This window comes from Nonomuraea polychroma, assembly GCF_004011505.1.
In the GTDB taxonomy this organism is placed as follows: Bacteria; Actinomycetota; Actinomycetes; order Streptosporangiales; family Streptosporangiaceae; genus Nonomuraea; species Nonomuraea polychroma.
This window is the reverse complement of the sequence record NZ_SAUN01000001.1, coordinates 196,444-209,962: the sequence shown is the minus strand read 5'-3', so window position 1 is coordinate 209,962 and position 13,519 is coordinate 196,444. Positions and strand designations below refer to the sequence as shown.

General features: G+C 62.3%; 6 protein-coding genes. 5 read left to right on the top strand and 1 reads right to left on the bottom strand.

The annotated features are described in order from the left end of the window. Positions 1–15 precede the first annotated feature (15 nt). Positions 16–1,116 (top strand): DNA cytosine methyltransferase, encoded by a 1,101-nt coding sequence (locus EDD27_RS00905; protein WP_127930616.1) that lies wholly within the window; start codon positions 16–18, stop codon positions 1,114–1,116. A gap of 171 nt (positions 1,117–1,287) precedes the next feature. On the opposite strand, the gene EDD27_RS00900 is transcribed toward EDD27_RS00905, so the two are convergent. Next, entirely contained in the window at positions 1,288–1,944 is a 657-nt protein-coding gene (locus EDD27_RS00900; RefSeq protein ID WP_127930615.1) for a hypothetical protein, read from the bottom strand. 217 nt (positions 1,945–2,161) lie between these two features. On the opposite strand from EDD27_RS00900, the gene EDD27_RS00895 reads away from it, so the two are divergent. Genes EDD27_RS00895 through drmB form a run of 4 tightly spaced genes read left to right on the top strand, consistent with a single transcriptional unit; the run spans position 2,162 to position 13,360 of the window. After that, complete coding sequence (locus EDD27_RS00895; RefSeq protein ID WP_164903411.1) at positions 2,162–6,823, top strand: sacsin N-terminal ATP-binding-like domain-containing protein; 4,662 nt, start codon at positions 2,162–2,164, stop codon at positions 6,821–6,823. 2 nt (positions 6,824–6,825) lie between these two features. Further along, positions 6,826–8,403, top strand: a complete 1,578-nt coding sequence (locus EDD27_RS00890) for a nuclease-related domain-containing DEAD/DEAH box helicase (protein ID WP_164903410.1) — start codon at positions 6,826–6,828, stop codon at positions 8,401–8,403. Beyond that, entirely contained in the window at positions 8,400–11,546 is a 3,147-nt protein-coding gene (locus EDD27_RS00885) for a helicase-related protein (protein WP_127930612.1), read from the top strand. The genes EDD27_RS00890 and EDD27_RS00885 overlap by 4 nt, the downstream gene beginning before the upstream one ends. Beyond that, positions 11,543–13,360 carry a DUF1998 domain-containing protein gene (drmB, locus tag EDD27_RS00880; RefSeq protein WP_127930611.1) on the top strand — a complete coding sequence of 606 codons (1,818 nt, stop codon included), beginning with the start codon at positions 11,543–11,545 and terminating at the stop codon, positions 13,358–13,360. The genes EDD27_RS00885 and drmB overlap by 4 nt, the downstream gene beginning before the upstream one ends. The last annotated feature ends 159 nt before the right edge of the window (positions 13,361–13,519 follow it).

The following is a 13,519-nucleotide window of genomic DNA, read 5'->3' as shown; positions in this document are numbered from 1 at the left end:
ACCCCTGGAGATCAAGTGCACCCTGTCAAGATTGTTGACTTGTTCGCCGGTCCCGGCGGGCTCGACGTGGCAGCGGAGAAGCTCGGCGTCGCGACGGTGGGTGTGGAATGGGATGCCTCAGCTTGTGAGACGCGCCGGGCCGCAGGCCTGGTCACGGTGGAGGGGGACGTACGTAAGTACGGCCCTTCCGACTTCCCTGACGCAGACGTACTGGCGGGAGGACCACCGTGTCAGACCTTCACCGTCGCCGGCAGCGGGGCCGGCCGCAGGGCACTCGACGAGGTGCTGCGCTTCGTCAAACGTATGGTCGCCCGAGAAGACCGAGATGAAATCGACCAGGACCTGTCCAAACTGGAGGACGAGCGAACCGGGCTGGTGCTGGAGCCTCTCCGCTGGGCCCTTGAAGCGATCGACGACGAGAACAACACCCCCTATCGGGCGATCATTCTTGAGCAGGTCCCGGCGGTGCTCCCGGTATGGGAGGCTTACGCAGTGGCTCTGCGTGCTGAGGGTTATTCTGCGGAATGCGGCATCCTACGCACAGAGGAATACGGCGTCCCGCAGACCCGCAAAAGGGCAGTGCTCATCGCTCGTAAGGGCATAGAAGAGGTGACCCTGCCCGAGCCTACGCATCGGCCCTACCGGAAGGGCGTCCCACGCGAGGCCGGAGACCAGGCACGTCGGCCATGGACGAGGATGGCAGACGTGCTTGATCGACAGTCGCCGTTCCGCGTCATCTCGAATTACGGAACCGGCGGTGACCCCAAAGCTCGCGGTCGACGCGCCTCCTGGGAACCGTCCGCTACGGTAACCGGAAAGATCTCCCGTAACCGTGTCGTCTCACTGGACGGCGCCGAATTGAAACGCTTTTCCCTCGCAGAAGCAGGCTGCCTTCAGACCTTCCCTGTCGACTATCCGTGGTCAGGGCGCGATGTGGGCCAGCAGATCGGGAATGCTGTCCCCCCTCGACTGGCCATGCACGTCCTTTGTGCTGCATTCGGCTGGGGCACTCCAGATGAAGAGCTGTTGAAGAGTCTCAAGACGTGGAGACCCGAGAAGGCTTCAGAGCCGGCAACCGCCGACATCGCGGCTGAGCCCCACGTGGAATATGCCTGATGCCCGCCGGACGTATCACTGACAATCCTCCAGTGCCTTCTCGCTGCACTTCAAGCGGACAACCTGGAACATTTGCGGTCCCACACAGACCGTCCTGTTCGCATGGCACTGACTCTTGTGGGGAATGCAGAGGGGGCGGTACGGCCGGTAGGAAGCTGCGACTTGCGTGAGTCATAGCAGCAGGCGGTAGCTACCCGGAGCCAGTTGCGGATCCTCATCGGAAGATCGGATATCCCAGCCATCGGCCCTTAGGTCATCGATCGACGATTTCCAGGTGCCGGTCTTGGTGACGTAGTCAAGATCCTCCCGATCAGCAGCCTCAGGGCTGATGGCCTTCAGGTAGGCGAGGATGCGGTCGGGGACCGCGCCACCGTGCCTCCGGATATCGGCGGCCAGCCGCCATCTCCTTGCCAGATCTTCATCCGGTTCCGGTCGGAGGAGGATGTACTGGTCGGAGCGAAGATCAGGTGACTGGACCCCGCTCTCGATAGGCCAGCCATGCTCCACGCGTAACTCCCGGACTCGCCGCGCCCACTCAGCGATCCCAGCGACGCCGGACAGCTCCGGGCCGGAGACGATCTGGCCTACGTGTCTCAGCAGAAACCGAAGCAGACGCTGCTGCGCTCCGCCCAACCCCAGGAGAACGCCGACTCGCGCCATATGTTCACGGTGAAGCGCCATGCTGAGCCCCACAGCCGCGCTGACGTCCTGCCAGTCGTCCTCCATCACTCTGTCGACTCTAGCGATCTTGTCCAGATGGTCGACAGCAACCTTCAAGGCATCACGCGCGCTGGCTATTTCAGATCGTAGCTGGTCGTCCGAACGCATGGGCATAGTCTGACACGCACGATATTCTGTACGCTCGCGATATCTGGCTGTACATTGCGCTTCCAGTGGACTGGACGGCAGTCCCGGGGACCCTATGATGATCTACCGTCCGCACGGCTCAGGATCAGCGACATGGGACCACACGCGCAAGTACTCCAAATCCGATCCAGACACGTTCATAGAGGGACACAATGGTGAACACGGGACGGGGGTATTGGTGACCGCCGATGGCAGCTGGGGTCAGGAAGACCCGGATCTGGTTCACTGGCTCAAGCAGCACCGCGCGAACACACTCAGAGCATACGAAGCGGATAGGCTCCTTCTCGGCGAGCACGCCAACCAAGAGGACAGCTACAGGACTGGCGGCTACTCGCGGCGACAGATTCTCGAATTAGTCCAAAATGCCGCTGATGCGCAGTACGAAGACCATCGTGGGCAAGTCGAGGTGCGCCTGGTCAACGGCACCCTTTACTGCGCGAACGAGGGCAAGGCCTTCTCCCGTGAGGGCCTTGAGGCTATCTGCCACGCTTTCCTCAGCGACAAGCGAGACGAAGCGATCGGCCGGTTCGGCCTCGGCTTCAAGTCCGTCTTGGGCATCACCAGGTCACCAGCCGTATTCAGCCGGTCGATCAGCTTCTCCTTCGACGCTGAACGAGCGGCGCAGGCATTGCGACCTCTCGATCCCGGTGCCACGCGGTTTCCCGTCCTCCGTATGCCTGCCCACCTCGACGTGATGGAGGAGATCAGCCGCGACGCGGTACTCGCCGAACTGACGGCTTGGGCGACCACAGTCGTCCGTTTGCCTCTGTCGGGAGATGCGGCTCGTTTGGAGAAGGAACTCAAAAAGTTTCCCGTGGAGTTCCTACTGTTCGTGCCCAGGGTGTCGGTACTGCGGATTGTGGTCGACCACCCTGGATCCGAACGACTCGAGCTGGAACACGAGTGCGTTGTGCTCTCCGACGGAGTACGCCGGCTGCAGACTCGAGATCGTGAGCCATCGGACTGGCGTGTGTGGCACGACTTGCACAGTCCCTCGCCTCAGGCCCTCCAAGAGGTCGGGGAGGCGATCAGGCGCACGAGTATCACCGTGACCTGGGCAGCGCCGTTGACCGGCGACGTCTCGGCGCTGGGGCAGTTCTGGGCTTACTACCCGCTGACTGAGACAACCTCGCTGCGGGGGATTCTGAACGCCCCTTGGCAGGTCAATGACGACCGTACGAGCCTCCTCCGCGGACGGTTCAATCAGGAGATTCTCGAGCGGATCGCCATCCTGGTGGCGGAGGGTCTACCTACCCTCGGGAGTGCGACAGATCCTGCTCGCCACTTCGACTACCTGCCCGCGCGAGGTCGTGAGGCGCCGAATTTCGCCGACCGGTTCCTCGCTGAACGCGTGCCACAGTTGGTCTCGGCGGAAGCCTGCATTCCTGACCGTGAAGGGGTGCTCCGCCGCATCGACGCGCTGCGCTTTCCGCATCAAGAGCAGGTACGACTCGATCCCGCCTTGCTCCATGCCTGGTATTCGTCACCCGGGTGCCCTCGCTCGGTGCCCCATGTCCAATGCTTCCGCAATGCGGTTCGACAGGCGCGTCTGCGTAGCCTCATCCGAGCGGACGACGCGCGTGCGACGGATGTTGAACTGGGGGCCGCAGAGTGGCTACAACAGATCATCGGTAACGCGACCGACGAGGAATGCGCGTCTGCACTCCGGGTTGTCGCGGTCACGAAAGATGGGAACACCCGCCGCGGTTTTCTCTCCGCCAAGATCCTTCCCGACGACAGCGGTCGCCTGTGGCCGCTGAATGCGACTCGGGACGTCTTCCTCCATGGGAACGTTCTGACCCGGCAGGCCGAAATAGCCCTGGTACGACAGTCTCTGCTGGCGCACTCCGATGTCGAACGTTTCCTACGCGACCTCGGCTTCAAGGACGTCGATCCCGGTCACGAGCTTGCCAAGCTCACACGTGCGGTCACCAAGAAGTGGACAGGGGTCGAATGGGCCGAGTTCTGGCGGCTGGTCTCCGAGGTACCTAAATCCGTGGCGGAGCAACATCTGGAGGACTATCTCGCCGAGGGGCGCCGGCTCAAGGTCAAGTGCCAAGACGGCTGGTGGCATTACTCCGACGAAGTGGTGGTTGCCGGCGAGATCTCGCCGCAAAATCCGGTGATGGTCCTCAACGAGGACTTCCATTACGACCTGCATGCCGACCTGCTGCGACGAATAGGCATCGCTGCCCGCCCTCTGATCAGCCGTGCTCTGACTCAAGACTCGACATATTTGGAGTATCTCCGGCTGACCCGGACGGACTATCTGGCGAAGCTACCGGCGCGAGGACGACCATCGGACAAGGAGCTCGGATTCCTCGACCACGATCCGGTGGGTCCTCTGCACGTACTCCGCAGATTCCGCGATTCCGGCGACCTCGATGCATGCGTGGGTTGGACTCAGGCACTCCTTCGAATGGATGTCCCCGACACGTGGCTGTTCGGGCACTTCACCCGCAAGTCCCTTCCACAAATCCAGGTGCCCGCCCCCTCTGTGTGGGCAGCCCGCGAATACGGCCTACTGGCCACTTCTTGGGGGCCACGTCCAGCAGCACTGAGCGTGGCCAGGTCGCTCTCGAAGTACGCGCCGCTCCTGCCTGTCGCCGAGTGTCAAGCGGCCGACAAGCTGTCGCTGACCGAGTCTCTTGAGGGAATCGCTCCAGGTATCTGGCGGGAGTTCCTCGATCGTCTGCCTGCTACCGGAGATCCGTGGACGCTCGGCACATTGGTCGCCGAGGCAGCTCGCAGTCTGTCCGAGGATCAGGTTCCCGAGTATGTTCCCGCAGTCAGCGGCTCCTCGGGATGCCGAGTTCTGCGCGAGGAACTCTTGATCGCCAGAACGGAGGAGGAGAAGCGAGTTCTGGCCGAACGTCGGCCTCCCTACCTCGCGGTCTCCGACGAGGCACTTGCCGCACTACTGGTCGACAGGTGGGGATGTGCTCTTGCTTCCTCCCGACTGCGGGTGGAGGTGCTGGCGGAGAGTCCCGCCGAGCCAGTCGTCGTGTTGGACCGATACAGAGGCCTCCGTCCGCTGGCGGCCGGGGCTTTCAACCACGTGGAACTCATCGAATGCGGGGAGCTCTTCCGGCAGATCACTGGACCTGACGGTGTGGATCGGGAACCAACGAATCTGTTGCGCGACGGCAACGTGGTCTACCACCGCTCGGACCTGAGGGATGAGGATCTCCTCTTGCGGCTCGCGGAGGAGTTCGACGTCGAACTGACCTCGAGTTCCGTCAGCCGCATCCTCAACGATGCGCAGGACGAGGCGGTCGAGAGAAGCATCGCGCTTTGCCGGGCTGAACGTGACCATGCCAGAAAACTGCTGTGTCTCCTCGAAGTGAGCAAGCTCGAAGCAAGGCTTCCGACAGGGCTGCTGGAGACAGTGCGCAAGATCGATGACAACAAAGGGCCTCTACAGGTTGCCCGGTTGTTGCTGGATGTCCACGGTTACGACGTGCTGAGGGAATGCCGTCACGACCTGGAGGCTGCAGGCTTCCCGGTACCCGACCGCTGGGCCGGAAGTCCGCCCGCCGTGGGTTTCGTTCGTAGACTCGGCTTCCCTACCGAGTACGCCGGGGAACGCGGTTCGTACCTCGAACCCGACTTGACTGTGTTCGGTCCACCTCGCCTCGGCCCTCTCCACCCCTATCAGCAGGAACTTGCGGACAGGATTCGACACCTTGTCACTGAGCGCGAGCGGGGCCTGATGTTCCTGCCGACCGGTGCCGGCAAGACAAGGGTGACTGTCCAGGCACTGGCGACGGCGTTCATCGAGGACGGTTTGGTCGGCCACCTGTTGTGGGTTGCCCAGAGCGAGGAGTTGTGCGAGCAGGCCGTGCAGACGTGGTCTGCCGTCTGGCGTGACATCGGGGACGGTCGTGCACTTCGGATCTGTCGACTCTGGGATCGCAACGAGATCGCCGAGGGCGAGAACGAACTCATGGTGGTCGTGGCCACCGATAAGAAACTCGCTGTCTGTCGTGACAATCCGGACTACACATGGCTCGCGCGCCCCACTGCGGTCGTGATCGATGAGGCACACGAAGCAACCGGCAAGGACTACACCCAGCTTCTTGCCTGGCTCGGCCTGGACGATCGTCACATGAACAGGCCGCTGCTCGGGTTGACCGCGACACCGTTCAAGGGGACGAGCGAAGAGAAAACCCGGCGGCTGGCGGGACGGTTCGGCAACAATCTGATCGACGTTCTCGGCGAGGACCCCTACGGAGTGCTGCAGCGTCTGGGAGTCTTGTCTCAAGTCGAGCACCAGATCCTCGACGGTGGAGCCGTGTCGCTCGACGCCGAGGAAGCCGAGATCACCCAACGCACACGACTGTTGCCGTCTCGAGTCCTGGAGCTCCTCGGGCGTGACGAGGCCAGAACGTTGCGGCTGTTGGACCACATCGAGAGCCTGCCGTCGGACTGGCCAGTCCTGGTGTTCGCTGCTTCTGTGTTGTCGGCCCAAGTCCTGGCCGCTCTCCTCCGGGTGCGGGGAATCTCCGCGGCTTCGATCAGCGGCTCCACACGCATCCACGAGCGGCGCCGGAACATCGAAGGGTTTCGAAGCAAGAACATCAGGGTTCTCACGAACTGTAACGTCCTGACCCAAGGTTTCGACGTCCCGGGGGTCAGAGCGCTGTACATCGCCCGCCCCACCTTCAGCCCCAACGCGTACATCCAGATGGTCGGACGCGGCTTGCGCGGCCCGGCCAACGGCGGCAAATCTCATTGTCTGGTGGTCAACGTGGCCGATACGTTCGGGCAGTTCGGCGAACGTCTCGCGTACAGAGAATTTGATCACCTCTGGGACCGACAGGGCGGACAGCACACATGAGGATGATCCCGGCCATCGAGAGCTTCGGCCGTGTCGACAGTGCTGCGGAGCGGCGGGTGGCAGAACTTCTCGCTCAGGTGGACTTGGGCGTGCCTACGGCTTGTCTGTATTCGTTGCGATTGCCGGTCCACGAATACAAGCGGATGTCCGAGGTGGACTTCCTTGTGGTGTGGGACGACACAGTCCTGGTCATCGAAGTCAAAGGCGGACGCATCCACCGCCGAGATGGACTCTGGACCTTCACGGATCGCTACGGGCAGGCCCACCAGAAACGCGAAGGCCCTTTTGAACAGGCAAGCTCTGCCATGTTCGCGCTGGAGAGCCGGCTCAGAGATCGTTTGCCGAATCTCAATGTTGCCTTCGGGTTTATGGTGCTCACTCCGGACCAGGAACTCGCCCAGGATCTGGAGTGGGAACCATCCCAGCACGCCGGCCCTCGTGCCATGAGTGTCCATGGCCTGGAACAGGCGCTGCGACGTGCCCGCACCTTCTGGCACCAACGCCTTGGGCGTCGAGTACGAGGTGGCGCCTACAGGCCATTGCTGAACGTCCTGCGACCGGATTTCGACCGAGTGCCTACCTTAGCCGCGCGAGTCGTCGGGCTCGAGCAGGAGTACGTCCAGCTGGCCGAACGGCAGTACGACCTGATCATCGGCCTCGAAAGCAACGACCGGATCGTGTGCAACGGCGGTGCAGGGTCAGGAAAGACCCTGCTTGCTGTGGAAACGGCGCGTCGCGCTGCGGCCTCCGGCTGCAAGGTCATACTGACGTGTCGTTCCGTGCTGCTCGCCGGCGTCCTTGGCGACGCCCTCGCAAACTGCGGCGTCGTCTGCGGTGCGTTGGCCGAGCTGAACGGGACACCACCGGCCGACGTCCTGATCGTCGATGAAGCCCAGGACCTCATGGACGTCGACTCCCTGCTGCAGTTGGACGGGCTGGTCCAAGGCGGATGGGCGAACGGTCGCTGGCGAATCTTTTGCGATCCCAACAACCAGGCCAACGTCGATGGTGTGTTCGACCAAGGTGCTTTCCGAGAGCTCACAGCCACCGCCGTGTCCATCAACCTGCCGTACAACTGTCGCAACACCGCGCCGGTGGTTCTGCAGACCCAACTTGTCACTGGTGCAGACCTCGGAGTTCCCAGGGCAGGGGCTGGTCCCGCTGTCGAATACAAGCGTTACGATGACGACCTGCACGCGGCCCGACTGCTGGACGCGCATCTCAGCAGGCTACGGCAAGAAGAGGTCGACCTGGCCGACGTGGCCGTCATCACCCTTCGAGACCGAGCGCAGGACAGCTCTGCCATTCACTCCAAAGCATTTCGCTCCGGCAGACTCAAGGATCACCCTGATCCGAGAGCACGGCGGCCCGGTACCGCTCAGCTTGTTACGACTGCGCAGATCAAAGGGCTGGAAGCAGCCCACGTCTGCCTGATCGACGTCGAAGACATCAATGACACCATCGGGTCGGCGCGCCTCTATGTGGCCATGACCCGACCACGCATCAGTCTCTGGCTCGCCGTCAGCACTGTTGCCTGGCAGCAGATCGAGCAGGGCCACAGCGAAGGGATCACGCAATGAGCCAACGCGATCCGATCGATGTACGCGACGATCTGCTCACTTACCTGCGTAGCCAATACCTGGGCCCGGCCTCCGGACCAGAAGAGGTCATCCATACCAGGCCAGAACACACCTACCTTGTTGGCACGCTCTATCCGCAGGGTCTGGCAGCAGAACGGCACTTCGGCGACAGTCTCGGCGCGGATGCTCATGACGAGGAACTGGATGAGCCCATCGAGATGGCCAACAATTGGCACCCGGCTTCGGCAGCCATCTCTTTCCTGCACGATGCCCCACAATTAAACTGCCGGATCACGGCCGGAACCTACGAGAAGGCTCACAGAAAGGAAGCGCACAGCCACCGTGACCACTGGGTAAGACGCGACTGGCGCGACGAGGTGATCCTGCACGCCAATGGTACTCCGGACGAAAACAAGGTCGACCTCTTCGAGGGCCGAGCCAGATTGATCTGCGTCTGGCGCAAAGAAGGCACGGCCTGGCTCGTCACCGTCGCCTTGGAGAATCTTGCCGAGCACGACGAGGCGGAATCCCCCCCACCGACTGAGATGTGCCTTTTCCAGGCGGCCTTTTCCTGCCACGTCCAGGGTGGCCATATCCTTCCGTACCCCAGCAGTGCGGACTTGTCCGACGATCCCGAGGATCAAGAGCTACGGCTGCTTTACCGGCACCGGCGCGTCTACGGCATCGGGCACGGCTGCTCGGTCGACTGGGTCAAGGATTCGGACGGGGAAATCTGCACCGTGCGGACTGAAATGCTGCCCAGCACTGTCGTACTGGGTGTCGCCCCGCCGGCCGACGGAGGTGATGTGCTCCGACTGGCTCACCTCGCCGACGAGTCGGTGCACGTCGATGTTCTCTGCCGAGAGCTCACAGAATTCGTCAACGAATACGAAACTTGGATTTCGGATCGCGCACAAGAGGCTCGCACTCTCGAGCAGTTCCACCGATCCGCTGCACAGCGGCTCCTCGAACGCATGCGGCGGGCAGTAAAACGGATGCACGAGGGAATCAACCTCCTACGTCGAGATCCTAAATGCATGCTGGCGTTCCGTCTCGCCAATGCGGCCATGTACGAACAGATCTGCCAGACGCGACACATGAAGGATCACCCAGGCACATTGGGTGTACCGCTGACCGAGAGGGGCACGCCCAGCGAACCTCGCTGGCGGCACTTCCAACTTGCGTTCCAACTGCTCAGCCTGGCATCGACCGCCGACAGAATGCATCCCGACCGCGGCGTTGTCGATCTCATCTGGTTTCCCACGGGCGGCGGAAAAACCGAGGCCTATCTTGGGCTCGCTGCCTTCGAAATGATCCGCCGGCGGCTCGTGGACGGCCTACGCGGCGGCGGAACCGCGATCCTTACCCGCTATACCCTTCGACTTCTGACCAGTCAGCAGTTTCAGCGTGCGGCCACACTGATCTGTGCCCTCGAACGTCTCAGAGAAAAGCATCCCGATCTGCAGGACTCCCCGCCTTTCACCATCGGTCTGTGGGTCGGCGGCGACACAACCCCGAACACCTACAAGGACGCCCTCGACAGAACCAAGGATCTCTTCCTCGCACAGAAACCGGAGAACCCTTTTCAGCTTCAGAACTGCCCGTGGTGTGGCACTTTGATCGTCCCGGAGCGACGCCAGCCGAGCGCTCCCGACGGGGGACCCAGCCCTGCATACGGCGTCAGGTCCACGAAGAACACTTTTGAGCTCTTCTGCCCGCATCCGGATTGCGCGTTCCACGATTTTCTACCGGTAAGTGTGGTCGACGACCATATCTTTGCCGAGCCTCCGACACTGGTATTGGCGACTGTGGACAAACTAGCCCGCTTGCCCTGGGTCCAGGAGGCGGGCCGGCTGTTCGGGCGAGGCTCCGTGCCTTATGACGCACCTAGTCTGGTTATCCAGGATGAGCTGCACCTGTTGTCCGGTCCGTTGGGGACAACCGTCGCGCTGTACGAGGCGGCGGTACACTCCTTGTTGGGCTGGGACGGGGGCAATCCCAAAATTGTCGCATCGACAGCCACCATTCGCGCAGCAGACGAGCAGGTGCGCGGTCTCTACGGCACGGCCGTAGAGCTTTTCCCACCCAGCGGACTCGATGCGGACGACAGCTACTTCGCGCGCACCGACCAGACAAGCCCGGGCCGACTGTATCTCGGCCTGATGCCCCAGGCGTTCACCCAGGCTTCGGCCACGATCCTGAGCAGCGTAGCGATTCTGCAGGCACCTTCCGTGCTGGGGTTGTCAGGCGATGATCGGGATGCCTACTGGACACTGGTCGTGTACCACAACAGTCTTCGGGAGCTGGGACGAACGGTGACTCAGGTCCGCGACGACGTCGATGCCATGCTGCAGGCGCGTAGAACCGATGCTGCAACCTTCCGAGGGCTACGTGGCGACGGGGTCGTAGAACTCACCAGCAACGTTCCTGCAGACCAATTGCCCGAGATCATCAGGCGTCTCGAGCGAAAAGTCGATCAGGGCGATGCCGTCGACGTGTTGGCCACCACCAACATGCTCTCGGTGGGCATAGACATCGGCAGGCTGGGAGTGATGCTCATGAACGGCCAACCGAAGACGACGTCCGAGTACATCCAGGCCACCAGCCGAGTCGGTCGATCCGCGGTGCCTGGTCTGGTGATCACACTGCTTCGGGCCAACAAGCCACGCGACCGCTCCCACTACGAATCCTTCCGCGCCTACCACGAGTCCCTATACCGGCATGTCGAGCCCACGAGTGTCACGCCCTGGTCGCTGGCTTCGCGCGAGAGATCACTGCGTGCCGCGTTCGTCCTGCTTGTGCGCCATGGGGTCGGACTTCGCCGAAAGGACCAGGCCGGAGAGTTCCTCATCGAAGATCCGCTCGTGCAACTGGCTCTTGACCGCATGATCCAGGCTGCTCGCCGGGCCGATCCTGATGAGGCCGAGGCAAGCGAGCGAGAACTGCGGCGAATCGCCGGCGAGTGGCACGAACGAGCGCAAGCAATCACCGCGCGCGGAGAAAAGCTGTACTACAGATCCAGGGACCATGCCTCCTTGCTGAAGGATTTCGGGGCAGGCGGCGAGGGCTGGCCGACTGCCCATTCCATGCGATCTGTTGATCGCCAAGTTCGCATCATCGCCGTTGGGGAGGGACCTCGATGAGAACCGTGCGGCTGAGCCAGACCATCTCTCCATTCGGCGTAGGGGCCATCGTGGATGTCATGGGCGAGTCACTCATGGGCGTCGACATCAGCCAATGGCCCTACGAACGAACCGTAAGGGTGGAATCGAAGAGGCTCGAGGAACGTCTCGGAGTCCAGGAACTACGCTCGCCGCCGAGTGTCCCGGCAAAGCCGTCGACCAACAGCCCGGGGATCCTGTATCAGCGTTTCCCCCGCTGGCTGTTCTGTCAGGACTGCCGCCGAATGCACCATTACCGCACCCAGCAAGAAACCGGTCAGCCTCCCCAGTGCGGCCAGTGTAGGGGAAAGTTGGTGCCAATGCGATTCATTGCAGTGTGCGCAACGAAAGGCCACGCCCGAGACATACCCTGGGACAAATGGGCGCACTCCGCACCCGAGTCAGAGGCCCAGCGACGTTGCCACGACCACGTGCTCAACTTCGACACAGCTGTCCGCGGCAACGAAGGGCTCTCCGGCTTGGTCGTACGCTGTCTGACCTGCGGTGCCTCCCGAGATCTCGGTGACCTCCCATCCAGAAAGGCGCTCCACCGGATCGGAGTGACCTGCACCGGCGGACAGCCATGGCAGCACAACACACCACCCTGCGACGACCCGCTCGAAGTTCTGCAACGTGGGGCAACCAACGTCACACTGGCCGACACGACCACCGCACTTGACATACCCGAGCCATCGGGTGCTGCCCGGGACATCGCTGCAGAGGTTCACCAACACCGCAACTTTGAGGACGTACAAAGTGCACCCCACGGTCCCAGAGCGGCAGTCCTCATCGAGCTCATCGCTGAGGACCTCGGTATAGATGAGAGCCAGGTCCGCCAGGCCTTGGATGGCGACCCGAATGAGGTTCTTCGCGAATCGCGGCGAGGTTTGCTCAGCGATGAGTGGGACGCATTTCTTGAGGCCACTGGGTCGACCGATGGACCTGTCGGAACGCCGGACTTCGTCATCAGCGCGACGCCATTTACGCGCCCAGACCTCGATACCTCGCCGGTGACTGCTCAACTGAGCGAGTACATCGACGCCGTGGTCCTGGCTCACCGACTGCGTGAAATCCGAGTGCTGCACGGGTTCCGCCGCTACACCGGGGATGCCGACCTGGTCGACGTGAATCTGGGAAGAAGAGGACGCGGACGCTGGCTTCCTGCCGTCGAGTCCTTCGGGGAAGGAGTGTTCCTCTCACTTGACCAGGAGCTTCTCAACGAGTGGGAGCAGCAGGAGGAGGTCCAGGCTCGGGTCGCCGTGCTCGAGTCACGACGCCGCCGCAGCATCATGGGCTCCCGCCTCTTCGAGGCGACACCTCGAGCAGTGCTGCTCCACACATTGGCGCACCTCCTGATGCGTCGACTCGCCTTCTCATGCGGATACTCCTCCGCTTCGCTACGAGAACGTGTCTACGCTGAGACCACACCGCGTGCTGAAGCGGGGCTTCTCGTCTACACCGCCTCTGGCGATGCTGAGGGCACTCTCGGAGGACTCGTACGCGAAGGGGAAGCGCCCAGGCTCGCCCGTACACTCGTCGCGGCGATAGAGGGGGCCGCATGGTGCTCCTCCGACCCTCTCTGCAGGGAGAGTCGCGGACAAGGAATGAACAGCCTCAATCGTGCTGCCTGTCACGGTTGTTCACTTGTCGCCGAGACGTCATGCGAACGGTCCAACGTCCTCTTGGACAGGGTGCTCGTCGTAGGGGACGACAATACACCTGGCTTCTTCCAGAAGATCCTTGAAGCCATCCGAGCTGAGACGATATCCCGATCACGACGCCTTACCGATGATTAGTGCCCTGCATCATCACGCAACACTTGCCGGCGATGGCGCTTCTCTCAGCTACGGTGAAGAAGGATATCGCGCTCTGGCAGGACATGTATGAACGCCATTTCGGCCTGCGCCGCAATGCGGGAGCAATTCTTGGTCACGGAGACCTTCCGCAGGCCGAGG